The sequence below is a fragment of the Coleofasciculus sp. FACHB-542 genome (assembly GCF_014695825.1).
Classification (GTDB): domain Bacteria; phylum Cyanobacteriota; class Cyanobacteriia; order Cyanobacteriales; family FACHB-T130; genus FACHB-T130.
In genome coordinates this window covers 39494-65378 of sequence record NZ_JACJPB010000028.1, presented here as the reverse complement: position 1 = coordinate 65378, position 25885 = coordinate 39494, and the positions used below count along the sequence as shown (strand labels likewise).

Annotated in this window: 20 protein-coding genes; 10 read left to right on the top strand and 10 right to left on the bottom strand. The window is 48.5% G+C overall.

The genetic code is table 11. From position 1 onward, the window contains the following. Positions 1–266 precede the first annotated feature (266 nt). Entirely contained in the window at positions 267–422 is a 156-nt protein-coding gene (locus tag H6F52_RS09440) for a hypothetical protein (RefSeq protein ID WP_190414178.1), read from the bottom strand. Positions 423–701: 279 nt separating this feature from the next. On the opposite strand from H6F52_RS09440, the gene H6F52_RS09435 reads away from it, so the two are divergent. The 3 genes from H6F52_RS09435 to dprA all read left to right on the top strand — a co-directional run bounded on the left by H6F52_RS09435 (position 702) and on the right by dprA (position 3364). Continuing rightward, the gene (locus H6F52_RS09435) at positions 702–1505 is read left to right on the top strand and encodes an SAM-dependent chlorinase/fluorinase (RefSeq protein WP_190534034.1); all 804 of its coding nucleotides are present in this window, start codon (positions 702–704) and stop codon (positions 1503–1505) included. A 68-nt stretch (positions 1506–1573) separates the two neighbouring features. After that, positions 1574–2224 carry a DUF2301 domain-containing membrane protein gene (locus H6F52_RS09430; protein ID WP_190534031.1) on the top strand — a complete coding sequence of 217 codons (651 nt, stop codon included), beginning with the start codon at positions 1574–1576 and terminating at the stop codon, positions 2222–2224. A gap of 27 nt (positions 2225–2251) precedes the next feature. Continuing rightward, positions 2252–3364 carry a DNA-processing protein DprA gene (dprA, locus tag H6F52_RS09425; protein WP_190534028.1) on the top strand — a complete coding sequence of 371 codons (1113 nt, stop codon included), beginning with the start codon at positions 2252–2254 and terminating at the stop codon, positions 3362–3364. 46 nt (positions 3365–3410) lie between these two features. Here dprA and H6F52_RS09420 read toward each other — a convergent pair whose 3' ends face one another. Further along, complete coding sequence (locus tag H6F52_RS09420; RefSeq protein ID WP_190534025.1) at positions 3411–5432, bottom strand: serine/threonine-protein kinase; 2022 nt, start codon at positions 5430–5432, stop codon at positions 3411–3413. A 72-nt stretch (positions 5433–5504) separates the two neighbouring features. On the opposite strand from H6F52_RS09420, the gene H6F52_RS09415 reads away from it, so the two are divergent. Both H6F52_RS09415 and H6F52_RS09410 read left to right on the top strand, forming a co-directional pair. Next, a complete protein-coding gene (locus H6F52_RS09415) occupies positions 5505–5753 on the top strand; it encodes a hypothetical protein (RefSeq protein WP_190534022.1) in 249 nt (82 codons plus the stop codon). 115 nt (positions 5754–5868) lie between these two features. After that, positions 5869–7041 (top strand): GNAT family N-acetyltransferase, encoded by a 1173-nt coding sequence (locus tag H6F52_RS09410; RefSeq protein WP_190534019.1) that lies wholly within the window; start codon positions 5869–5871, stop codon positions 7039–7041. Between the two features lie 48 nt (positions 7042–7089). Here H6F52_RS09410 and H6F52_RS09405 read toward each other — a convergent pair whose 3' ends face one another. The 7 genes from H6F52_RS09405 to H6F52_RS09375 form a co-directional block, all read right to left on the bottom strand. After that, complete coding sequence (locus tag H6F52_RS09405) at positions 7090–8298, bottom strand: tetratricopeptide repeat protein (RefSeq protein WP_190534017.1); 1209 nt, start codon at positions 8296–8298, stop codon at positions 7090–7092. Positions 8299–8564: 266 nt separating this feature from the next. After that, complete coding sequence (locus H6F52_RS09400) at positions 8565–9701, bottom strand: Gfo/Idh/MocA family oxidoreductase (RefSeq protein WP_190534015.1); 1137 nt, start codon at positions 9699–9701, stop codon at positions 8565–8567. Next, positions 9698–10675, bottom strand: a complete 978-nt coding sequence (gene gshB / locus H6F52_RS09395) for a glutathione synthase (protein ID WP_190534183.1) — start codon at positions 10673–10675, stop codon at positions 9698–9700. Before gshB ends, H6F52_RS09400 begins: the two co-directional genes overlap by 4 nt. A gap of 96 nt (positions 10676–10771) precedes the next feature. After that, positions 10772–11035 (bottom strand): glutaredoxin 3, encoded by a 264-nt coding sequence (gene grxC, locus H6F52_RS09390; RefSeq protein WP_190414096.1) that lies wholly within the window; start codon positions 11033–11035, stop codon positions 10772–10774. A gap of 277 nt (positions 11036–11312) precedes the next feature. After that, positions 11313–12182: a 2OG-Fe(II) oxygenase gene (locus H6F52_RS09385; RefSeq protein ID WP_190534012.1), complete on the bottom strand. Its 870-nt coding sequence runs from the start codon at positions 12180–12182 to the stop codon at positions 11313–11315. A 160-nt stretch (positions 12183–12342) separates the two neighbouring features. Next, a complete protein-coding gene (locus H6F52_RS09380) occupies positions 12343–13461 on the bottom strand; it encodes a PEP-CTERM sorting domain-containing protein (protein ID WP_190534009.1) in 1119 nt (372 codons plus the stop codon). Positions 13462–14231: 770 nt separating this feature from the next. Further along, positions 14232–14420: a hypothetical protein gene (locus H6F52_RS09375; RefSeq protein ID WP_190437986.1), complete on the bottom strand. Its 189-nt coding sequence runs from the start codon at positions 14418–14420 to the stop codon at positions 14232–14234. Positions 14421–15459: 1039 nt separating this feature from the next. Between H6F52_RS09375 and H6F52_RS09370 the strand changes: the two genes are divergently transcribed. The 5 genes from H6F52_RS09370 (at position 15460) to secA (ending at position 22532) form a co-directional block, all read left to right on the top strand. Beyond that, complete coding sequence (locus H6F52_RS09370) at positions 15460–16362, top strand: MBL fold metallo-hydrolase (protein WP_190414088.1); 903 nt, start codon at positions 15460–15462, stop codon at positions 16360–16362. 64 nt (positions 16363–16426) lie between these two features. Then, positions 16427–17542 carry a bifunctional riboflavin kinase/FAD synthetase gene (locus H6F52_RS09365; RefSeq protein ID WP_190534007.1) on the top strand — a complete coding sequence of 372 codons (1116 nt, stop codon included), beginning with the start codon at positions 16427–16429 and terminating at the stop codon, positions 17540–17542. A gap of 286 nt (positions 17543–17828) precedes the next feature. Then, positions 17829–18737: a MoxR family ATPase gene (locus H6F52_RS09360; RefSeq protein WP_190414084.1), complete on the top strand. Its 909-nt coding sequence runs from the start codon at positions 17829–17831 to the stop codon at positions 18735–18737. A 111-nt stretch (positions 18738–18848) separates the two neighbouring features. Then, positions 18849–19469 (top strand): diheme cytochrome C, encoded by a 621-nt coding sequence (locus tag H6F52_RS09355; RefSeq protein WP_190414083.1) that lies wholly within the window; start codon positions 18849–18851, stop codon positions 19467–19469. Positions 19470–19715: 246 nt separating this feature from the next. After that, complete coding sequence (secA, locus tag H6F52_RS09350) at positions 19716–22532, top strand: preprotein translocase subunit SecA (RefSeq protein WP_190414081.1); 2817 nt, start codon at positions 19716–19718, stop codon at positions 22530–22532. Between the two features lie 45 nt (positions 22533–22577). On the opposite strand, the gene H6F52_RS09345 is transcribed toward secA, so the two are convergent. After that, a complete protein-coding gene (locus H6F52_RS09345) occupies positions 22578–25562 on the bottom strand; it encodes a GAF domain-containing protein (RefSeq protein ID WP_190534004.1) in 2985 nt (994 codons plus the stop codon). Between the last annotated feature and the right edge of the window lie 323 nt (positions 25563–25885).

The window sequence follows — 25885 nt, the reverse complement described above, 5'->3', positions numbered from 1 at the left end:
CTTTCTCCAATGACCCATTACCGTATAGCAATTCTAAATGATTCGTGAACGCGAGATCCCCGACTTCCCTAAGAAGTCGGGGATCTGAATCGATAGACGCTCTAATCAAAAAGGGGATGCCGCTAGTAAACGGCATCCCCTTTTGTTTTATTTAATTAACGTGCATAGCATGGCATTTGTGGCGGTTTTGCCCCAGTACACTTGCACGGAAACAGCAGACTCCGAAGGCTCGGTATTTGAGACTGAGAGTATCGCTTAATTCAGGTTTAGTGGAAGTAGTTGGCTTCCGCTTCCAACTGGCGAATCAAAGCTTCGTCACCTTTGGCTCTGGCAATTTCTAGACGATGCTGCAAGCTTTTTTGAATATTTTCGCGGTGAGCCGCAGCCGCATTTTTCTGGTTATCTTGGCGTCTTCCGTTCATAATGGACATTTTTTTTAAGCGACTTGAGGTATCTGCTACTTATCTAATATAACCTAAATACCCAAAAAATGGTAGTTTTTGTTACAGAATATTCATAGTTTGTTAGCTAGCGTTAAGGGTTAAAGCTTTGCAACGAATACGGGTTTGAGAGCGATCGCCCTTGCTGAAGGTAAGCTAGACTCTGAAAACGTTCAAAAAAGACGTTCAAACCACCGCGCGTTCTGGTTGCATCAACAGCATCGCACCCGCGCTTGGCACAAAGAATCCCTCTTAACAAAGATGTATCAAAACCGGATCGTTACTCTGACGAGCGATTTTGGCTTAAGCGATGTATATGTAGGGGTGATGAAAGGCGCGATTGCTCAAATCAACCCGACGCTGACGGTGGTGGATCTCACCCATGAGATTCCCCCTCAGAATATTACAGCCGCAAGGTTTTGTTTGATGAATGCCTACCCTTATTTCCCGAAAGGGACAGTGCATATTGCTGTTGTCGATCCGGGAGTGGGAAGTAGCCGCAGAGCGATCGCTGTTAAATTTGCCGCCGGTTTCTTGGTGGGACCAGATAACGGGCTGTTTAGTGGCATTCTGAGTAGTCCTGGGGTTTCCCCGTCCCTACCCGAAATTGCCGCCGTCGAACTCACGAACCCCGACTACTGGCGCACCACCGAACCCAGTTCAACGTTTCACGGTCGAGATATTTTTGCTCCCGTGGGTGCCCATCTTGCCAGTGGCGTTCCTCTCGAACAACTGGGAGACGCTATCGATCCAGCCAGCGTAGTTCAACTGCCCATCCCTGAATGCAGCCAGACAGAAGCGGGTGTCACGGGTTGCATTCAGTATATCGATCGCTTTGGCAACTTAATTACGAATATTCCAGGTACCTTCGTCCAAGGAAAAATCTGGTCTGTGGTTGTGGGATTTAGGCTACCCAGTTGCCAGACTTACAGCGACAGTCCAACCGGAGAAGCGATCGCTTTAATTGGCAGTCACGGTTGGGTCGAAATTGCCGTCAACGGAGGCAATGCTCAGTCGCAACTCCAACTAGACTGGGGAGATGAGGTGCTTCTTCAGATGGATTAATTCAATTCCTAATCGGGATTTAGACATCCGCATCGCTGATATTCTATAGCAATTTTCGGATAGGTTTTATGACTCAGTTAAATGCGTCAGATTCGGTAGTTTATCAAGGTCAGTTTGGAGAATTTACGATAACCGAGAGCGATCGCACTGGCGTGATCGTTTACCGCAGTGGCTTAATGGTAGCGGCTTTAAGCTTTGCTTTAGGTAGCTTCCTGGTGCTAAAGACAAACATGGGATTGTCACTCCTCACGCCACTGTACGCCTGTTTTTGTTTGGCATTAGGCGTCAGTTTATTTACCATCCATATTTACCTAGAACCGCTACACCGACTACTTCAAGCTTTTTGGGCAATTGGTGTTTTATCAGCGACAGTGTTGGCGCTACAAAGTAGCGAACCTCTTGCCCTATATGTCTACAATCACCCAATAACCCTGTTTGGAGTCGGCTTCACCTTTGCGGCATTAACGGGGATTTATTTCAAAGAAGCCTTTTGCTTCAACCGTCTGGAAACTAAAGTTCTCACGCCTTTGCTGCCAATGTTGCTGTTAGGACACCTGACGGGTGTATTGCCAGTGTCAGTAGAACGGGGATTATTGGCAGTTTGGGCAATTCTATTTGTCATCTTTGCCTTGCGTAAGGTTGTCCAAGAAATTCCACCGGATATTGGTGATAAGTCGGTATTTGTCTATCTCAAACAACAGCATTCGGCGAAGGCTTGAGGAAAGCGATTAAACGCCCTATATCTTATGGAAGAACGTGCCTTCTGGCTAGCATGGTCGCAAATCCCTGGAATTGGCCCTATTTTGCTCAGGCGCTTGCACCAGCATTTTGGCACGCTCAGTGAAGCCTGGAAAGCCAATCCAGCCGCCTTGAGGGAGGTGGAGGGGTTTGGGCGTCAAACGATTGAGGGGGTGATAGAGAAGCGATCGCGCCTGCATCCCCAACAATTTTTAGAAGAACACTTGGTAAAAAATCCCTGTTTCTGGACGCCAGCAGATGCTGATTATCCCCGCTTACTTCTAGAGACGCCTACCCCACCGCCAGTGCTGTATTATCGCGGCAAAGTGCAACTCCAAGAAAATCATGGCATTACGCCAACGATCGGCATTGTCGGTACTCGCCAACCCTCTGAATATGGCAGACGCTGGACTGGCAAAATTACCGCTGCTTTGACGAAAAGCGGTTTCACGATTGTTTCCGGCATGGCAGATGGCATTGATACGGAAGCGCATCGCGTTTGTATAGAAGCTGGGGGACGGACGCTGGCAGTTTTTGGTACTGGCGTGGATGTTGTCTATCCTTGGCGCAACAAGTCCCTATACGAACAAATATGCGATCGCGGGTTAGCGCTGAGTGAGTATCCTGCTGGCACCCAACCGAAGCGCGAACACTTTCCCCCCCGCAATCGGATTATCGCCGGGTTGAGTCGTGCGGTGCTGGTGATGGAAGCGCCAACCCGATCCGGTTCCTTAATTACTGCTGATTATGCGAATGAATTCTGTCGAGATGTCTATGCTTTGCCTGCAAGGTTGGACGATCGGCAGTCGCTGGGTTGTTTAAAATTAATTAGTAAGGGAGCGACGCCTTTTCTAGATGAAAATCATTTATTAGAAATGCTGGGAGCGATTCCAAAACTCGACCCAGTGCAACAGCTAGACTTATTTAATCAGCTTCCTGTACCCGATTTGGAACCTGAACTCAAACAGATTTGGCAAGCAATTTCCTCAGAACCAACGGCTTTTGATTTAATTATGCAGCAAACGGGTAAGCCAGCTAACTCAGTCTCCAGTGCGCTGTTGCAGTTAGAACTCATGGGGTTAGTGTCGCAATTGCCGGGGATGCGGTATCAAAAATCTTAGAAGCGATCGCTACCTTTCCCAAGCCAAAATCTAAAATCCCAAATTGCTACTCTATCCGCCAAATTTTGACATTAAAGTCCTGACTTCCACTCGCCAGAGTCCGTCCATCGCCGCTGAAAGCGAGGGAAACAACGTTGTTAAAATGCCCCTCAAGGCTGTAGCGTTCCCTGCCAGTATTCGGATTCCACAATTTAATCGTATTGTCCATACCACCACTGGCAAGCGTCTGCATATCTGGGCTGAATCTAACAGAATAAACCGCTTTTGAATGCCCATGCAGCGTGCGAATTTCTTGCCCAGTATTTACATTCCATAATTTAACCGTATTATCCCAACTGCCACTCGCTAGCATCTGTCCATCTGGGCTAAAGGCAACAGAATTAACATGGTTTGAATGTCCAGTCAGCGTGCGAATTTTATCCCCTGTTTTTATATTCCACAATTTAACCGTATTATCCCAACTACCACTCGCCAGCATCTGTCCATCTGGGCTAAAAGCAATAGAAACAACCCAGTTAGAATGCCCACTTAAATTGTGAATTTCCTGACCTGTTTTTAAATTCCATAATTTAATCGTATTATCTAAACTGCTACTCGCTAAAATCTCTCCATTGGGACTGAATACGACAGAAACAACCTGGCTCGAATGCCCTATTAACGTGCGAACTTTATCTGCTTTTTTAAGGTTCCACAATCTAATCGTGTTGTCCCAACTGCCACTAGCCAGAATTTGTCCATCTGGACTGATGGCAACAGCACCCACTGACTTTGAATGCCCCTTCAAAGTGTAAATTTCCTGCCCCGTGTTCAGATTCCACAATTTAATCGTGTTGTCTAAACTCCCACTAGCTAGCATCTCTCCATTTGGACTGATGGTGACAGAAGCAACCGACTTTGAATGTCCCTTTAAAGTGTTCGCTAAAGCAAATTTTTTTCTAAAAATTGGTTGATTCGGACTTAACGTTAGATTACTAATTGAAAAATTATTTAGATTGGCGTGTTTAAAATAACTATATCCAAATAACAATAATATTAACGTGGTACTACCTGCTAAAACTTGATTTGAAAAGTTGTTTCTAACCAGTGTAACCGCTGAAGACGTAATTTTAAAAGGGTTATTACTTCTAGACGGCGCTACAGATATTTTAGGCGTTAAATTTTGCGGACTCCGCATCAAATCATGAATAACCTCGTCTACCGAATGGTAGCGGTAATCAACATTTTTTTGCAATAGCTTATCTAATATATTAACCAAATTACTACTAATTGAATATTTTAGGTATTTCCGCCACTGACAAACCCAATCGTAGCCATAATCAAGAAATAATAAGTGGGGATTGACATTACTTAGCAAATGAAAACAAGTTACACCTAGACTAAATAAATCGCTAGCTGGATAAACTTCACCCCCTTGCATTTGTTCGTAGGAAGTATATCCGAAAGAACCAATTTTTGTACCTCGTTGAGTTGCCTTTATTGCTGTTAACTGCTTAGCTGCACCAAAATCAATCAGTACTAACTCCCGCTTTCCTCCCCTTGTTAAGCGGCAACGCATAATATTTTCGGGTTTGATATCTCTGTGGATTACATTTTTATCATGAACGAATTTGAGAACAGGTAAAATATCCAGCAACATCTCTCGAATCTGTTTTTCACTGAAAGCACCTTGTTGTTCCAACTCCTGCAATAAATCCTGCCCATCGATAAACTCCTGCACTAAATATAAATAATTTCCTTCTTCAAAGTAGCCATAGAGCGTGGGAATCTGCGGATGATGTCCCATCTCTTGCAGACGCTTTGCCTCTTGTTTAAACAGTTGAATAGATTTGTTGAGTGCCGCAGTTCCTTGGACTTGGGGTCTAAATTGCTTGACAACGCAGGGTTCATTCATCCTATCTATGTCTTCTGCCAGATAAGTTCTACCAAATCCTCCCTCATTGGAAATAAGCTGGATAATGCGATAGTGTGCTCTCAGCAACGGCATGAGTTTTGCCCCGCAACTTCGGCAAAACTTTGTCGTATCAGGATTTAGAGGATTCTGACAATCAGGGTTGAGGCAACAGCTCATAGGTAGAAGATGCAACATCTGGTTGAGTCTATGATAAATGTGCCCCTCAATTTTCTCTGTAGTGGTTCAAGCATGAAACGCCAAATTTTCTTAGCTTTAATGCTGCTGACGGCTACAGTTTTGATGCTTTTTATTGGACACGGTGCGATTACGAAACCAGCAAACACGGCGACTATTTCGCTGCGATCGCTAGCAGGCACACGAGAAATAGGCATTGGTATGGTGGTGGCGATGCAACCCTTATGTCACGATTCTACCTATCGGGAGATAGTGGTGCATGAGTTCAATTTCATCGTGGCAGAGAATGGAATGAAGTTTTAGGCGGTTCATCCAGAACGCGATGTCCTCCAAGGACGACCTTCGGTTCGCTTCGATTTCACAGACGCAGATGACTATGGCTGATCGTAAAAAATTAATCAGCAATTAGCAGCCTAATATGACAACTAACTTTGAATTCGGCACGATTTCTAACCCTGAAGAAGCTAAACAGCTTGGGCAAATATTAACCCAGTGTTTCAATTCACCGCCAGATAGCTGGCAGATGTATTTGAATCGGATTGGGTTGGAGAACTTCCGCGTCATCCGCCAAGGAGGACAGGCGGCTGGGGGCTTAGGCATTCTCCACATGGGTCAGTGGTTCGGATCTTCTCGCGTACCAATCGCCGGAATTGCCGCCGTGGGCATTGCGCCAGAGTATCGAGGCACAGGGGTAGCAGCGGCGCTGATGACTAATATTGTTAAGGAGTGTCACGCTAAGGGAATTCCCCTATCGACGCTCTACGCCTCTACCAGCGCCCTTTATCGAAAAGTAGGTTACGAACAAGCTGGGAACTATTGCCGTTTGACGGTGCCGACAGAGACGATTCTGCTCAAAGATCGCACTTTGCCGATGCAGCGCGTGGAAGCGACTCACCACGAATTTCACGAACTCTACCGTCAACGAGCGATCGCTTCCAGTGGCAACTTGGATCGCCACCAAGCCATTTGGCAAGGCATTGTCGAGTCCCCAGAAGACGTGATTTACGCCTACCGGATTGGCTTTGAAGACAAAGCAGAAGGTTACATCATTTTCAGCCAAAAGAGGGGCGACACAAGCTATCACCTTGAAGTCAGAGACATGGTGGCATTGACACCAGCAGCAGCACGTCGTTTGTGGACTTTCTTTGCCGATCACCGTTCTCTGGCAGACAAGGTGATTTGGCAAGGTCAGGCAGGAGACCCGCTTTTGTCTTTACTCACAGAACAAACTTACAAAATTGCCCATTTAGAACGATGGTTGGTGCGAGTCGTTGATGTGCCAAAAGCACTATCAATGCGCGGCTATCCGATTGGGTTAGAAGCCGAATTGCATCTTGAAATTCAAGATAATGTATTGCCCGATAACAATGGAAAATTTGTTTTGGCAGTTTCCGGCGGACGCGGTGAAGTGACAAGAGGCGGACGCGGTGAATTACGGTTAGATGTGCGAGGCTTATCACCTTTATTCACAGGGTTACTGACAGCTCATCAGTTACAAACGATTGGGAAAATTGAAGGGGATGCCGATTCTTTATTGACCGCCATGCTGCTCTTTGCCAGTCCCGAACCGTGGATGCCAGATCATTTTTAGCGGCTCATTAGTTAGCAGCAAGATAGGCAATGGCTATTATCCTACTAGCTACAATTCACCAATCATTTTTTTGAACCGCTCATGTTGCCGAATTCGATAAAAACTTGATTCATTTTTGGCATAGGTTTTAAATGTATTGGGATCGAGATTAATTGCCTGTTCTAGAGAATCAAGCACTAAAGAAGCTTTGCCTTGTAGGGCACAGAAGCAAGCTTTGTTATACCAAGCATAAGGGTAGTGAGGATTGATTTCGATGGCTCTGTCACAACAGGCGATCGCTTCTTCGTATCGTTGCAATGCAGCGAGTGCCCCACTCCAGTCAGTCCAGATAGCGGGGTTATCTGGTTTGAGGACAATTGCTTGCTCGTAGGAAGCGATCGCTTCTTTATACCGTTGTAGGCTTCCTAACGCCCAGGCTCGATGGTGCCACGCTTCCCAAAAATCATGTTTTAGTTTAATGGCTTTGTCATAGGAAGCGATCGCTTCTTCGTACTGTTGTGATTTAAGTAGCTGATTGCCTTTTTCGTAACAAGCGTGATGCGGACTCATCACTCTACGAACTAGCAAAAAAACACCAATCGCTGCTAATAACAAAATGCCGGAATCAGCGTTGAAAGATGCGTATCCCTTCCATACCAATTCTATTGGAACGCCAAGCATTGCCCCAATTGTAAAAGCTGACTTCCAAAAAAGCAGATTTATCGGTTTTACAAATGAGAGCAGAAAGAAGAGGGCAATAATCCCATATTTGCTCAACTTTCTCAGTTTAATCTGAGTTTGAATGGGCAACCACGGCTCGATGATGCCATAGCCATCAAGCGGTGGAATTGGCAGAAAGTTGAACTGAATAACGGAGATTTGTAGAATAATTAGGAATGCTAAAGCTGGGCCAATCCAGTGTTCGCTGAATGGCGTCACCCAACCCAACCAAAAGGGAATCGTGAGCAGTAAAGTCACGATTACACTAGCGATGGGACCCGCTGCGGAGACAGCACTTTTCCACCAACGATTGCGTAATTGGCTTTGATTGATATAAACTGCGGCACCTGGTAACGCAATCCCACCGATGAGCAGAAAGACGACGGGCAGAACCAGACTCAAAGTTGGATCGGTATATTTGAGGGGATTCAGGGTCAAATACCCCTTATCTTTAACTGAGGTATCCCCGCCCCAATAAGCAACTACCGCATGACCAAACTCGTGTATACAAACAGACACGATCCAGCCAAGACAGACGAAAACTGCGACAGGTAACATTGCTGCCCACCCTGAGGAAAAGCGGTTGAAAAGATGTTTTAATCTAACTCAGCCGCGAGGCAAATGGCAAAGTTGCAACGCGATCCGGTTCGGGTTAAATACGTTTAGATAAATCAGTATTTGAAAGAAGATCCCCCAACCCGCTGATAAATTGGGGGCGATGAGAAAAAAATCTCCTTTTTCAGGAGGCGAAGGGGGCGCAAATAGGTTGCCTCAAAACGTTAACTTAACTGTATTTGAAGCTTAATCTCCTACGTTGACTGTCGCTATGAGCGACTGGCAAGGAAAGTGTCCAAACTTGGGACATCCACCCAGCAACCCGTCTGATGGGATTCATGGGCTAAATCCATCAGCAGCTGCGAATAAACTCCCTCTCGCAGCGATGGCGCGATCGCTTTCCCGGCGTCAATTGCTTGCACCCAGTTGTCTACAACTCGGATAAAGGGTGCCAGACGCCCATCCGTATAGGTTTGGGGAAACGCCAGCCGATGCGGAATTTCTACTTCAGCGAGCGGTTTACCCGCAGGTGCCGCCCAGAGGCGAAAACCATGTACGTAATCTTTCTGATTTTCACTGCCTAAGACTAACGTACCGCGATCGCCATAGACTTCGATCCCGTGCGTCCGGGATGCATAAACCACCGAACTGATACACAGTTGGCAAGGCGTCCCATCCGCCAGTTCCAGCATCAGCATACACGTATCATCCGCATCCACCGGCTTCATTTCACCCGTGTTAGAGTCTGGACGAACAGAGATTCCTGTAATCAGCTGGGCACACAGTCGCCGCACGGGTGCAAACAACCAGCGAATGTAATCAAAAGCGTGAGAACCGACGGCTCCCAATGCTCCTCCTCCCTGGTCTTTCCGAGAATACCAGTTCCACGGGCGCGTGGCATCGGCACGACTCGACACCAGCCAATCAATCTTGATCAGGCGCTGTTGCCCCACATACCCTTCTGCTAAAAGTTCCGCAAATCGCTGCCATGCGGGGACAAAGCGAAATTCAAAATCGAGGGTAGCGATCGCGCCCTTTTCTCTCGCCAACTGATACAACTGACGTGCCTCAGTCGCTGACAGGGCTGTGGGTTTTTCTAATAATAGATGCTTCCCAGCTTGCAACACCGTCTTCGCCATTTCATAGTGCAAAAAGGGCGGCGTTGAAATACTGACAGCGGCGACATCTGGCAAAGCGACGATTTCTTCTAGGGTATCGCAAGCGTGGGGAATATTCTGGGCAGAAGCGAGAGCGATCGCTTTATCCAAATCCCGGTTGTAAACTGCAACCACCTGAGTACGCGGATGTGCCTGGAATCCTGGGATGTGGATTTTCTGACCAAATCCAGTCCCTACCACTGCCACGCCAATCAGGTTCGATGCTTGGGCTGAATTGCTGAATGTCATGCAGGGTTTTCCGATCTAAACTTTTCCACCCATTCAATCACTTGATAGCCGAGACGGGTGCCATCAAGTCGATCAATTTCCCGGATGCCAGTAGGACTGGTGACATTCACTTCCGTGAGGTAGCCGCCAATCACATCAATCCCAACAAAAATTAAACCATCCCGTTGCAGTGTAGGAGCCAGTTGGGCGCAGATTTCGCGCTCTCGTTGGGTAATTTCCGTCTGAGCGACTCTACCCCCGACTGCCATATTGCCGCGAAATTCCTTCCCTGTAGGAATGCGATTCACGGCTCCAATCGGTTCGCCATTGAGCAGGATAATTCGCTTGTCTCCCTCCTTAGCGGCAGGTAAGTAAGTTTGCACCATCACCGGAACTCGTGCCTGAAGGGTACTGAGTTCTATCAGGGAATTAAAGTTGCGATCGCTCGGATCTAAAAATAAAATCCCTTCCCCCGCCTTATTTCCCAACGGCTTCAGGATCGCCGCCCCTTTTGCCTCCAGAAACTGCCGGATTACCTGCTTATCCGCACTGACAATCGTTTCCGGAATCGCCTCCTTAAACTGGAGTGCGTACATCTTCTCATTTGCCGCCCGCAACCCATTGGGGGCGTTGATGACCAAGGTTTTCGCTGGATCGATATAGTCCAGAATGTAGGTAGCGTAGAGGTAAGGAACGGTCACTGGCGGATCTGTTCGCATGAAAACCGCGTCCATTCCTTCCAGCGGTTGTAAAACGCGATCGCCGACAGAAAACCATCGCGACTCCGCCACCCAGCGTCCTTCCACCAGTTGCACCGGCGTCAGTTGCACCGGCTCAAGCAACGCCCAAGCCTTGCCATCCCCCACACTCAATAAATTCGCCTGAGTAATCCAAACTTCGTGTCCCAGTGCTTGTGCTGCTTCCATCAGCGCCACACTGGTATCGTGACCGGGATCTAGGCGTTCGATGGGGTCAATAATAAAAGCAAGTTTCATGTTAGCTATCAGCTTTTTGTCTTTTGTCCATTGTCCGCTGTTCGCTGCCCGTTGTTCGCTGTCCGTTGTCCGCAAACAGCCACTCAGGACAAATGACTATGCTGATTGCAGGAGTGGATCGAGCTTACCTTGAGCTTCTAGCGCATAGGTATCATCGCACCCCCCAATATGCCGATCGTTAATAAAAACTTGAGGTACGGAACGCCGCCCACTTGAACGTTTTGCCATCTCCGCCCGTGCCGCCTCATCCCCATCAATGCAGTATTCGATATAATCAACCCCTTTTTTATCGAGCAAAGCCTTGGCACGGATGCAGAAGGGGCAGCTGCTCCAGGTATAAATTTCCACTTTAGGAGCCATCTTGTCCTCAAATATTAAGTAATTTTTCTTGATCTTAGTCTAGTCAAACCCATCTATATTTTGTTTTCCGAGTAAAGTTTACTGAAAATCTTGGCTTGCTTAGTTAGCACGTCCCGTATCGGAAGTCCCACTCCATCCTAAAAAGCTCCCCGCTTAATCAAAGCGGAGAGCTTCTTGTGGAAGTTTCCCAAAAATCAATCCTTAAGGGAAAATAGCCATTGAATATTGCTTAGCGCTGAAGCTAGAGAAAGAAAATCTAGCTGAAGGCGCAAAAATATTAACGCCGAACCCACCCATTAATCGTAAAGCGACTATCTGCGAAGGCTTTCGAGGGACATTTCACAGGTAAGACTTCATGCATATAGCGACTGAGGAAAAGCACAATGCTATTATTACGAGGCTCAACTGTTTTAAAAGAATCAGCCTTCACGTAAAAGTTATTTTCAATCTTGCTGTCGTAAATTAGTAGCTCTCCACCAGAGAAAGCTTTGGGTTCCTGGTAAAAGTAGTAAACATAGGTTAATTTTCTGGTAGCAGTATCAGGACTACCATTATCATTGTGAACTTTGTAGTAATTTCCATCATTGTGAGCGGTTAATTGTGACTCAATTTGAGATACAGGAAATGATGGAATCCCTAATTTGCTAAATATATCCGGTAAAATTGCTCGCAAGCGATTGACTATCCGTTCTGAAAACTCAGGGAAAGAGTAGAGAGCCATAGACCGACGATAATCAGTCGCATCGGTTGAAATGCTGGTAGGTACAAAGGCTGGCTCTTTTTTAAACACATAATCGAGTAGTTGTTTGTGTTCTTCTTGAGTCAGAAAATTGTCAATTTGCACGTAGGGAGAAGCTAAAACATCCGTTGGTTGAGGTTTCAGTTCCTCTTGCATGACAAAAACTGAGGGTTCGGTAACTACACCAACCAGATGTTCGCTTGGAAAACACAGAGAAGCGCGACCCTCATCAATCGGAATCTGGAACAACCCATAAAAACCATCTTCTTGCTTATAAGAGCGAGCCACAACAGTTTTTAACAGATTTTCTAGCATAGGGGCGTCTGACTTTAGAAAGACAGTGTATTGATGCCCCCCTGCTAAAAGCAGTTTGACTTTTATCTCCTTGACTTGAGCAGATGTTTCCATAAGTTTTCCTACTTTCACATACCTATCGCATTGAGATTTTTGGCTTGAAGTAAATTCACCCTGAGGAAAAGCTTCTCACCGTATCGTAAGTGAGAAGCTCTTTTTGAAATATGTATCTCTACTGAAGGTAAAACAGTCGCTTAACTAGCTCTTAACGCTACTATGCGCTTGTCTTCCGTCTTTTGCCAAACCGCATGGCTGCAAAACTTGTCAGCATGAGTGCGCCCACGGTACTGGGTTCGGGTACTGGTTTAGGGTTACTTTTAGTGCCGCCGCCGGTGCCGTTAGAGCCGGAACCGTAGTCAATTCCCGTACCGCCATTGCTGTAATCAACGCCGGTAGTACCACCGGGAGTTGGAGCGGGTGCGGGTGCTGGAGCGGGTGCCGGGGCTGGAGCCGGGGCTGGGGCTGGAGCCGGGGCTGGTGCGGGTGCCGGGGCTGGGGCTGGTGCTGGTGCGGGTGCTGGTGCTGGTGCCGGGGCTGGGGCTGGGGCTGGAGCCGGGGCTGGTGCGGGTGCCGGGGCTGGGGCTGGTGCTGGTGCGGGTGCTGGTGCTGGTGCCGGGGCTGGGGCTGGTGCTGGTGCGGGTGCTGGTGCTGGTGCCGGGGCTGGGGCTGGTGCTGGTGCGGGTGCTGGTGCTGGTGCTGGTGCGGGTGCTGGTGCTGGCGCTGGTGGAGCTGTTGCGATTAGTTTGCTACTTTCCTGACGAGATTTTTCATCATTGGTATCTCCTACGCTCATCAGGCGCACTCCGAATTCCTGACCGTAAAACTGAGCGAGGGTTAAAGCTGTTGTGGCATGGGACAGGGTAAAAACGGCTGTTTGAAAGTCGTCCTTGCCGCCCTTTAAACCTGTGTCACCAATTTCTATGCCAAATTCAAATGAGTGATTGCCTCCATCGCCATTCAAATTAGCTTGACCAACAGTGCTAAGGTTGCCGCTGGTGTTATAGGCAGTCGTGGTTATTAATTGGTTTTGACCTGTTTGGTTTTGACCAACTACGCTCAGACCACTTAGGAGCGAGTTATCAAGAATGTCGAAGAAGATTCCACGAATGTCCCCAAATGAGAATTTCGTGTCAACAGCCACTGTGAACTGAATCTTGCCTACTCCTGCTGCGGTGTCATCCAAAGTAAAGTTGACCTTTGCGTCAGCACCTGTAAAGTCATTGGCGCTAAAAGTCATAGAGGCAGCATTGGCTGGGGAAAATGCAGAAGATGCGATCGCAACACCAGCAGCCACGAAGGAATAACTAAGTAGAGTTGGGATTGTCCTTTTCATCGTAATTAAAACCTTTACCAATTTAAGAGTGAACTGAAGTTGCGCTATGGAATCTGCGATCTTTGCACTACAGTGCAAGGTTGTATATCACAGGATGTTTAAACATCAATGAAATGCCTTGAACTTGTAGATTTCCCCTGATTTTCCTGAAAATCAATCATGTTTAATTTATTGTTACTTCTACTGTAGAGAGTATTCTTTTGATTGTCTATCAATTTTTTAAAACTTCTTCGTATCTTCATTTAAACTCAAATTATGAGTATTTTTTTGCTGATGTCCGAGCATTTCTCTAGGCATTTACCTATAAGAGACACTACGCTTAAAACTGATGCTTGCGCCTTGAAATTCTTTCCATTCAATCATTCTGGGCAGCAATCGCAAGGTTTCAACTTTTGCAATTACCGCAAAATATCGAGCTTCAATATTAAGTGTTTCACATTTATAGGTGTAACGTCTTCAGCAGAACTACGCACTTATTTGGGTGATACAAATCCTATAAAAGCCATTTTCAGTATTTACCGAGTCGAAACACGAGGTTGAATATTTTAGGCAGGTTACTTTACCGCCAAAATCATAAGTAAATTCTTTTTGGCACTGATATCAATACGGATTGATTTCGCGATTAGCTAAATCAATCCTGCTTGCTTTGAGTATTTACCGAAGGAAAGCAGCCTTCTCAAGGGTAAGTATGCGAAGCCCTGAAGTGGTATTACTGCTATACAGAGATTCGGTTTAGCTAAGATAAACAACGCTTCAAGCAAGTTTTGAGACTATTTCACCTGAATGTCGCCACAAGTAAATTGCTGAAAGTCGTTGCTGTCAGGACTTGTGCCATTCAAAACCTGAAATCCAAAATCTAAAGTGGGATGAGACAGCGCAGTTATAGCGGTTCTCGCTGGTATTCCCTGCAAGGCTGATGTTCGGACAAATAATTGTTCGCCTCTCCAGCGTGTACTCAACGGAGAAGGGCTATTGTCTTGCTACCGACTTGAGCAATCTTGTTAAAGGCAATCGTAGTAGTCAGCTGGGTGCCCCTCGGTACTAGGCAAGCAATAAATACAATGATTCAGAGTTTACAAGACCTGGCAGAGGCTGGTAGCGGGTAGATATCTTTCCTTGCTTAATATGGCTGTGTATACCGAGCTGACGAAGGTTGTTGAACCAGATATTCTAGGCGCACGCTAGATAATCAGTGATGCCAGAAGTGGAGGAGGTGACTGATGAAAGCACCTGAGTGCCTGAGTGCCCGTCACAAAAAGCGCTTTTTTGATAGTTTTATATTTTGCTCTGATTCTGATTCTGATATAGATGGGCTGCATTCCCAAAGAACGCCCTCAATCCCCCTCAATCTATATGTGGGCAACGAGTTCAGGAGAGCGTTGTGATTCTCAATCAATCACTAAAAAAGTTTCACTCAACTAAGCGGCAGGCAATCTAGACTCAGACTTGGTAAGATCCATATAGAGAGGGAGAGGTAATCCGCTCCTCTTAGGAAATTTTGCTCTCCAGGTGTGCAACTTCATCTGTCTACACAAGGCAAGTTTTATCCTTTAGCAACTTGTTTATATTTTGAAGGTGAGCTAGATCACAGATTACTGTTGCACAAGTGCCAGACGTTTTTACGACTAAACTGCTAAGCTTTTTAAATTAATCCAAAAGCTAGCGTCCTCCTAGTTTGGATGCGTGTCCTACCAGAGGCAATAGCGTAACTTAAAAAGTTTCCGTAAAAAACGCTTGCAAAAGCGGCATCTGTAATTATGCCAGGGAGCAGTTTTGAGTCATACTCAAATAGAAGAATAGGGTCTTCTGCCGGATCACTCTCTACGTCAGCCGCTGAATTGTTGAGCCTGGTTGAGCAACCAAGGCTTTTTGAGATTGGCTGGACTTTCCTCAAGCAAGCACGGTCCCAATCTCGTGCAGGCTTCTGGCATCAAACTATATGAACAATCAGTAAAACCTTTTTGATGACCCGCGATCGGAATCCTACAGGCAACACCCATGTCTAGCATGCAAAACCTATTCACAATTCACTTTTGGGGAGTAAGAGGAAGTATCGCCTGTCCGGGGCCGGAGACAGTCCGGTATGGCGGCAATACGCCTTGTGTTGAGATGAGAGTGGGTGGTGAACGCCTGATTTTCGATGGCGGCACTGGCCTACGAGTATTAGGGCAATCCCTGCTATCTCAAATGCCGGTGGAAGCTTATATGTTCTTCACCCACTCCCACTGGGACCACATTCAAGGGTTTCCTTTCTTTGTTCCTGCCTTTATTAAGGGGAATCGGTTTCATATTCATGGAACGGTTGCTCCGAACGGTTCGACGATTGAGCAGCGCCTGCGCGACCAAATGCTCCACCCAAATTTTCCCGTGCCTTTACAAATCATGGGAGCCGATTTGAAATTCTACGATTTGCCAATCGGGCAAAAGGTACAAATTGGAGAAATTACAGTCGAAAATGCCCTGTTAAACCATCCTGGGGAAGCTGTGGGATACCGCGTCAACTGGCGGGGTTGCGCTGCCGCCTACGTGACCGATACAGAACACTCCCCGACTCGCATGGATGAAAAAGTTTTGTGGCTGGCTCGGAATGCAGATGTCCTGATTTATGATGCTACCTACACGGATGAGGAATACGACTCACCCAAATCTTCTAAAGTAGGTTGGGGACATTCGACCTGGCAGGAAGCCGTGAAAGTAGCTCGTGCCGCGAATGTGAAAAAACTGGTAATTTTCCACCACGATCCGCTGCACAATGATGATTTTCTCGATCGGGTTGGCGAACAGGTGGCGCAAGAGTTTCCCGAAGCGATAATGGCGCGGGAAGGCTTGTCAATTCAGCTAGTGCCACAGAATCATCTGCCAAATGCGATCGCTGTCCAAGAAGCGGGCGTTTCTGCCTAAATTGGTCATTGGCTAATCCTTAATGACTAATGACGAACGACTAAATTATGTAAAAATGTAAAGCGTGTGGGTAACTTCTTCTCCTGACACTGCTCTAAAACCAACCGCTGTTGCCTTGGGAAACTTTGACGGTGTGCATCGCGGGCATCAACAGGTCGTCAAACCAATTTTGAAGGCTTCTGACGTTCCGGGTGTACCAACGCTTCCTCCATCGTCCCTGCATCGGCGGTTAGAATACCATTGGCAAAGCCAAAGTGAGGACACGGGACGGTCGCCTGAGACGAAAATTCTCAGTTCCAACGAACATCCCATCGCTACAGTGGTGACGTTTAATCCGCATCCGCGAGAGTTTTTTACAGGTCAACGCCGAGGACTGCTAACACCCCGACCCGAAAAAGTCCGACAACTAGAGGCATTGGGTGTGGAACAGCTGGTGCTGTTGCCTTTTGACAGGGAACTGGCTGCTTTGAGTCCGCAGCAGTTTGTAGAAAAGATTTTGGTGGGACAACTCAGAGCGCAAAGTGTGAGTGTCGGAGAGGATTTTCGCTTTGGGTGCCAAAGAGCGGGTACGGGGGCGGACTTAAAAGCGATCGCGCACTCTTATGGCATCAATGTTATCTTAGTGCCGTTGCAAACCTGTGAGGGCGAACGGATTAGCAGTTCAGTCATCCGTCAGGCGCTCCAAGAAGGAGACTTAGAGCAGGCAAACCGGCTACTAGGGCGTCCTTACACTCTCACTGGATTAGTCGTGAAAGGACAACAACTAGGCAGAACCATCGGATTTCCTACCGCCAACCTACAACTTCCTTCAGAAAAGTTTTTACCCCGACAGGGCGTTTATTGTGTCAGAGTTTATAGCGAAACCGAGGATGGTTCGGAAGCCACCGGGCAAACAGAAACAGGGAATGAGGAAGCCAAAGTAGCGGCGGATGGTTGTTCCTTGCCAATAGAGGGCATCGGCGTGATGAATATTGGCAATCGCCCCACGGTAGACGGTACCACCTCCACCGTAGAAGTTCACCTGTTAGATTGGGTCGGAGATTTATATGGAAAGACCTTAACTGTGAGCTTGGAACAGTTTTTGCGCCCCGAACAAAAATTTGCTTCCCTGGACGCGCTTAAGACGCAAATACAGGTAGACTGCGAGGCAGCAAGAGCCTTATTTAGGACTGAGGACTGAGGACTGAGGACTGAGGACTGAGGACTGAGGACTGAGGACTGAGGAGTCGAAGAGTGAGGAGCCAAAGAGTGAGGGTTGAGGACTGAGGACTGCAATAGAGTGAGGTGAGATACAAATACAGGCAGACTGCGAGGCAGCAAGAGCCTTTTTAAGCGTGAATGGCTAAGCGGTCTCATTCGTCTATACTCAATCGTCATCAGTCATTGTCACTGTTGGCAGACAACAGACAACAGACGACGGACAATGGACGAATTCACTACTGACGAATGACGAAAAAATAACGACTATGAGACAACGTATTGAGCAGCTGACGCAAAATCTGGGTCGCACAGTTGTCGGCAAAGCAGATGCCATTCGCTTAGTGCTAGTAGCCCTCCTTTCCGGTGGTCACGCCCTGTTGGAAGATGTCCCTGGCGTTGGTAAAACCCTGTTGGCTAAATCGCTGGCACGCTCGATTGACGGAAAGTTTCAACGCATTCAATGTACTCCGGATCTTTTGCCCACTGATATCACCGGCACGAATATCTGGAATCCCGCCGGACGCGAGTTTGAATTTCTGCCGGGACCCGTGTTTGCCAACGTGCTGCTGGCAGACGAAATTAACCGTGCCACCCCCCGCACCCAATCTGCTTTATTAGAAGTGATGGAAGAGCGACAAGTCACCGTTGATGGGGTTTCTCGCACCGTACCCAATCCGTTTTTTGCGATCGCAACTCAGAACCCAATTGAGTATCAAGGCACGTTTCCGTTGCCAGAAGCCCAAATGGATCGCTTCACAGTTTCCTTAACTTTGGGCTATCCCAGCGAGCAAGAAGAACTCCAAATGCTGCAACGGCTTGCTGAAGGCGTTAGGGTAGAAGATTTACAGCCCTGTATTTCCCTGGAAGACGTGCTGGAGTTACGGCGTCTGTGTGGCGGCGTGAAGGTAGAGGCGTCTTTGCAACAGTACATTCTCGACTTGGTGCGGGCGACGAGGGAAGATGAAGAAATTACCCTGGGTGCCAGTCCTCGCGGTACCGTTGCCTTGCAGCGAAGTACCCAAGCACTGGCTTTTTTGGAAGGGCGAGATTATGCTATTCCCGATGATGTGAAGTTCCTGGCACCTCACGTCCTTTCCCATCGTCTCATTCCATCGGGCGGTCGCCGTGCTAAGACGATTGTGGAGCGTCTGCTGCGCTCGATTCCGATTCCATAGACTTTTGTCCCTTGTCAGTTGTCTTTTGGTAGTAGGTAGTAGGTAGCAGGTAGTCGGTGTAACTCACAAACCACAACCCACGACCCATTACCCATTACCCAAGCATCCGTTATGCCAAAGCTTGTCCGGTCAAAAACCCGCTCCCGCTCTTTCCCTGGGCGAGAAGCCGCGCCTAAGGGCATCCGCAAGCGATCGCTTTTTACTTTGTTTTTGCTGCTCTTAGTCTGGAGCATCATCCTGGGATGGGGAATGGCAATGGCGATGGACGTTCAGAGCAAAGTCCCCATTGCCCAAATGTCCCCAACCACTGCCAACACAGCGACAGAAATAATGGGCACCGTCGATCCGGTTATCAGTCGCCTCGAATTGGGACAGCAACTTTACGTGGATAACTGTTCCACCTGTCACATTGCCGTCCCCCCAGCCGTTCTGCCGATGGAAACCTGGAAAAATCTGCTGCAAGAAACGCACCAACATTACGGGACGCAGTTGCCGCGCATCATCACTCCCTCACTTTTACTGATTTGGGATTACGTGAGGACTTACTCTCGTCCCCAACTAGAAAAAGAAACCGTGCCCTATCGGGTTACAGAATCTCGCTATTTAAAAGCACTTCATCCTCGCGTCGAACTGCCCCAGCCCGTAAAACTCTCTAGTTGCGTCACCTGTCACCCTGGCGCTAATCAATACAACTTCCGGGATCTGACTGCTGAATGGGAAAATTCACCCTAAAGTTAGACGGGATGCCCGTACCATCTCAGCCTAAGTGGAAATGATACGATGATTGATAAATGCCGAAGGTCGTTGGAGGCATAAAACCGCTAGGCAGAAAGATGAATCAAGTAGGACTTCTCCGCTGACTTCTGACTTCTGACTCCTAAGTTCATCCTTCATCCTTCATCCTGCGAAGAAAGCACCGCTATACGCGACAGCGAATCGCTAACATCCTTCATCCTTCTAAAGTTTCCTTTTGCTGCTATGTTTAAAAAATTACTGGGCGACCCCAACGCACGCAAGCTCAAAAAATACCAACCTTATGTTGTAGATATCAACCTCTTGGAGGAAGAAATCCAAGCGCTGTCCGACGAACAACTGACGGGCAAAACCGCAGAATTTAAACAGCGACTGGAGAAAACTAAGACAGCGCGGGAACGCCAAGAACTGTTGGATGAGTTGCTCCCAGAAGCTTTTGCAGTCGTGCGGGAAGCAGGGCGGAGAGTTTTGGGAATGCGCCACTTTGACGTGCAGATGCTCGGTGGGATTGTTCTGCACAAAGGTCAAATCGCCGAAATGAAAACTGGGGAAGGAAAAACCCTGGTATCAACCCTACCGGCTTACCTCAACGCCCTGACTGGCAAGGGAGTCCACGTAGTCACGGTCAATGACTACCTGGCGAGGCGCGATGCCGAGTGGATGGGTCAGGTGCATCGGTTCTTGGGCTTGAGCGTAGGGCTGATTCAATCGGGAATGGGGCCAAGCGAACGCCAGAAAAATTACGCCTGCGATATTACTTACGCCACGAACAGCGAACTAGGTTTTGATTACCTGCGCGACAACATGGCAACCTCAATGGCGGATGTGGTACAGCGTCCCCCGAACTATTGCATCATCGACGAAGTAGACTCGGTGTTGATTGACGAGGCGCGGACGCCGCTGATTATTTCCGGGCAAGTCGAGCGCCCAACCGAGAAGTACATGAAGGCGGCAGCGATCGCTTCGGCGCTGGAAAAGGAAGTTGAGAGCGACGGGAATAAGCAAGGGCATTACGAGGTAGATGAAAAAGCTCGTAACGTTCTGATGACGGATGAAGGGTTTGCCAGAGCAGAACAGTTGCTGGAAGTCAAGGATTTGTATGACCCCAACGATCCTTGGGCGCACTATATCTTTAATGCGATTAAGGCAAAAGAGCTGTTTAAAAAAGATGTGAACTATATCGTCCGCGACGGGGAAGTCGTGATTGTGGATGAGTTTACGGGGCGGGTACTCCCCGGTCGTCGCTGGAGTGACGGACTCCACCAAGCAATTGAGGCGAAAGAGCGGGTAGAAATTCAGAATGAAACGCAAACGCTCGCGACGATTACCTATCAAAATTTCTTCTTGCTGTATGAAAAGCTCGGCGGGATGACCGGAACGGCAAAGACAGAAGAAGCCGAATTTGAAAAAATCTACAAACTGGAAGTTACGCAAATTCCCACTAATAGACCGAGCGGGCGGGGAGATATGCCCGATGTGGTCTACAAGGTAGAGGCAGGGAAGTGGCGGGCGATCGCTGAAGAGTGTGCGGAAATGCACAAAGTTGGGCGACCCGTCCTTGTGGGAACAACCAGCGTAGAAAAATCAGAACTCCTATCAACTCTGTTGAGCGAGCGAGAAGTGCCGCACAACCTGCTGAATGCCAAACCGGAAAATGTAGAGCGAGAGTCGGAAATTGTCGCTCAAGCCGGTCGCAAAGGGAAAGTGACGATTGCGACGAACATGGCGGGTCGCGGAACCGACATCATTTTGGGCGGGAATGCGGACTATATGGCACGCCTGAAGCTGCGAGAATACTTGATGCCCAAGATTGTGCAGCCGGAAGAAGAAGATAGTTTTGCCTTAAGCCAGGTTGCGGGAGCGCCAGGACGTGCCCCCGCGCAGGGGTTTACTCCCGGTAAGAAGGTGAAAAGCTGGAAGGTTAGCCCACAAATTTTCCCGACTCAGTTATCCAAGGATACGGAACAAAAGCTGAAAAGTGCGGTAGATTTTGCCGTACAGCAATATGGAGAGCGGAGCCTGCCAGAGTTGGAGGCAGAGGATAAGCTAGCCGTTGCCTCAGAAAAAGCACCGACGGATGACGCGGTCATCCAAAGGCTGCGGGAGGTTTACAACTTAATTCACAAAGAGTACGAACAATTTACCAGCGCCGAACACGAAGAAGTGATCCAGTTGGGCGGTTTGCACGTTATCGGCACAGAACGCCACGAGTCGCGCCGGATTGATAACCAGTTGCGGGGTCGCGCCGGACGGCAAGGAGACCCAGGCTCGACGAAGTTTTTCTTGAGTTTGGAAGACAACCTGTTGCGGATTTTTGGTGGCGATCGCGTGGCAGGATTGATGGATCGATTGCGGGTAGAGGAGGATATGCCCATTGAATCCGGGATGCTAACCCGGAGTCTGGAAGGGGCGCAGAAAAAAGTCGAAACCTACTACTACGACATCCGGAAGCAGGTATTTGAGTACGACGAGGTGATGAACAACCAGCGTCGCGCTATCTATGCCGAACGCCGCCGCGTCTTGGAAGGGCTGGATTTGAAAGAACAGGTGATTCAGTATGCCGAGCGGACAATGGATGACATTGTGGAGGCTTACGTCAATCCAGAATTACCTTCGGAAGAATGGGATTTAAACAGCCTTGTCGCCAAGGTGAAGGAATTTGTCAATCTGTTGGCAGATTTGGAGCCGTCCCATCTAGAAGACATGAGCGTTGGGGAAATCAAAACTTTCTTGCAAGAAGAAGTGCGAAAAGCCTACGACCTCAAAGAATCGACTGTCGATCAAATTCAGCCTGGTTTGATGCGCCAAGCCGAGCGCTTTTTTATCTTGCAGCAAATTGATACCCTTTGGCGGGAACACCTACAAGCAATGGACGCCTTGCGCGAGTCGGTAGGTTTGCGCGGCTACGGTCAAAAAGACCCGCTGATTGAGTACAAGCAGGAAGGATATGAGATGTTTCTGGACATGATGACGGATATCCGCCGGAATGTGGTTTATTCGTTGTTCCAGTTCCAGCCGCAGGTTCAGCCGCAAGCGGTGTAAAAGAATTAAAAATTAAAAATTGGGCATTCAATTTTTAATTTTTAATTAGACCATTGGTAGTAACAACCGAGTTAAGTAGCGGTGTCCTTCCATCTGGTAAAACTGGAGATCGCCGCCAAAAGAGCGCACGAAGCGTTGGCAAATCTTCAAGGTTGGTTCGAGATGGAAACCCGCTCCTACGGGTGTTGTCAAATCAAAACTTTCCGAATCGGTCATTAACAATTCCACGAGGGAAGCGCTGTCCTCTTGGGGAATTTTGACTTCAGCCTTGAGATGAATCCGGCTGTTTGCGGTTGCCTTACGAGCTGCGATCGCTAACAGTTCGGAGAGGACGCATTCCAGCTTAAGCAGGTCGCTATATACGTGAAGGTTGCTACCCACTCCTCCGATGGATACTTGAATCTGGCGCTGATGGTAGAGAGGTTGAACGAACCAGAGCGATCGCTTCAACACATTCACTAACGGCACCTTTGTCAGTCGGCGCTTCAGCTGCCACTGCTCCTCCTCCACGAGCGGGGCGAACTCCCCAAGGATATTCCCTAGTTCGCGGATGAGTTGTGAGGAATGCATACGCGCTAAAGATTTATCTGGAGGATGCCCTTTAGAAGGTACAGAACTGTCTGCACGATTGGTTTGTTCTCCCAGGGGGATGTCTGATAATCCCCCCCCTACAAGTTGATTCAGGCGGTTAAGTCGATCGGCGGCAGAGGAATGCAAGCTTGCCATACAACGATGTTTATACCAGTTCAGCTGTTCTAGGTTTCTGACTTGCCCATAGAGAGCGGCGTTTTCCAAGGTGTACTGGCGAATCCGAGCGAACTGTCCTATCAAGGTTTCCACAACCGGAAGTAAGTGTTCGGGCCACTGACGCTGGGGGCTGTCTGCCAGCACAACCAGACCACCGGAAGGATGAAGGGGAGTTGTTTCCTCCTTCATCCTTCCGCCTTCATCCTGGGGGAGAGCCATGACCAGCAAGCAGCCGATACTGGCGCTACTCAGCCATTGCCGGGATCTACCGGGGATTTGCGTGCCCCGCTTTTCTAGAAGACCCTCGGTCATTAGAGCTTCCTGAATCAACGCATCGTTGAGTGGAACCGAGAGGTCGGGGGGAAGGGCAAACCGCGAGTTTGCCATCACCGCCGCCGCTACCTTGGCGTTTTCAATCCGAGAATCTTTCCGGGTGCCTCCCCAAGTGAGCAAGAGCGCTAGAGGAGATTGCAGCATCTCAGAGAGGAATTCCACCCAAGCCCGATCGAACCCGGCTGGGTCTGTCGGTGCCGATAAGAGAATCTTTAAGCCAGCCTGGAAGAAGGATTGGGCTGACTCTGAGAGTTGGGTGGAGGTTCTCATCTCCAAGGTGCGGACTGCCAAACTTAATTGTTGGCTGACGATGGCTAGTAATTGGCGCTCGGTTTGGTTCCAAGTTCGGGGGGTGTTATGACCAATAACAACAAGGGGTAACTTCTCTTCCGCGTCTGGGTCAAGCTCAGAGGCGTCGCGACTGGACATCCGGCAGACTAAAAGCGATCGCACGCCTAAACCCGCCAAGCTTTCCCGCCAGCGACCCAGTCGCGGGTCTTGTTCCCAATCTTCAATCGCCACGGCTTCAGGACTTTCCTCGATTAGCTGCCGGTCAGCACCTGTAACAGCGCTGAGGGAAGTTGTTAGGGGTCTTCTATTCAGTGGCTGGCGCTGGTAAACAACCGAATAATTTTCAGCTTTCTGTTTTGAGTGTTCAGTTGAACCTGGGGGAATGGGCAATGAGTCTTGTTCCCCATTCCCGAACCATGACCCCTGACCACTTCTGGGTTGTTGCAGTACCAAAAAACGTTCTGCCCCCAGCCGCTTCAAGAGCAGTTGGGCACACTCATCTAAGGCTTTCTCAGCGTTTGTGTTGTCGGCGAGGATACGGGCACACTCTGCTACCAGTTGGGCATCCTGTTGGGTACGCTCAAGCGTTCCTTCTATCTCCTCACTTCCTGCCCCTAGGGAAATCAACTGAGCAGCCGCACGAATGTAGTTTTTTTCCGCTTCTTCCCAGATGCGAGCTTCATTGCCTTCCACTGCCAGAAAGCCCACCAGTTCCTGCTTTACCCGAATCGGCGCAGCCAAAAGGGAGCGTGCCCGCAACCTGGAGAGCAAGCGCCCGGTTACTTCGGCTTTTAGGGGGCTTCTACCCGCGCCAATGGCAATCAGCCGATTTTCATTCAGAGCTAGATAAAATTCGCTGACTTCTTGGACGGTAAGACCAGCAGCAGCACTGGCGGCTGAGGAAGCGAGTCCCCTAGATGTCTGGCGGTTGCCAACTCGGTGCCAAAAGTAGCGTCGCTCCGGGGAATACCAGTAGACGCTGGTGCGAGTTGGTCCAATAAATTGCTGCGTCATGGCTACCACAGCCTCTAGGCGTTGATCCATCGCAGGCATCCGCGCCATCTGGTCTAGCACTTGAAATAGCGGCTGGTCGGGGCGCTTGGTCGAGGAGTGCTGCCAGTCAAGTTCAATCTGGTACAGGGCAGCAGCTAATCCCCCAAATAGCATTGACATCTGGGCTTTTTCTCCCGGTCGAGGAGTGGCACCCCACAAGGACGATCCTAGTAGCACGACACCAAAACAACGGTCTTTGCAGCGCAAAGGATAAAAAAACGCACCCTGAATTCCAAATTGTTGAGCTGCTCGACGCCATTCTCCAGCCCGCACTTCTTCGCTGAGATTTGGGACGCCTAAGGAGCGCTGCTGGATGACTACCTGCTCCAGAAGGTCGCCGGGACTTAGGGTAAACTTACTTTTAAGAAATTTTGTGTCGCCGGTGGGAGTGACGCCGCCTTTGCCAAATAAACGGTGATCTAAGCGATCGTAGAGGCCAATCCAAATCAGGCGATAGTCAAACTCGGAGGCGAGATAATTCAGGGTGGTTTCGATGAGAACGTCAACATTCTCCTCTTCCCGCATGGTCTGAAGGACGCGCCCCAAGGCAACAAGTTGGTTTTCGTAGTCCGCTGGACTTTGGTCTGGAGTGTGGTGTTGATCCATGTTATTCAACCGCGACCCGACTCATTGCGATCGCTTGTCGCTTGTCAGATTTCTCACTTGAAAGTAGGACTGTTAGCGTAGCGGCGCTCTACTCCCGGATTGCCCGAACAAACCAGAGCGTCTCAAAAAGAAAGATTTTCAGCTTGTTCGTTGTGAAACTTTGCTCATCGGTGAGTGTCTTAAAACTCGGAAGTCGGGCGTGCGGGAAAGAGACTTTCATGTTTTTGGTATGAACTTTGTTCGTGGGTGTCTCTTGCAAAGCTTGTAATATCTAGAATGCCCTTACTTGAGGATAGTCGGTTGTCAATTATTAGTTATTTTTG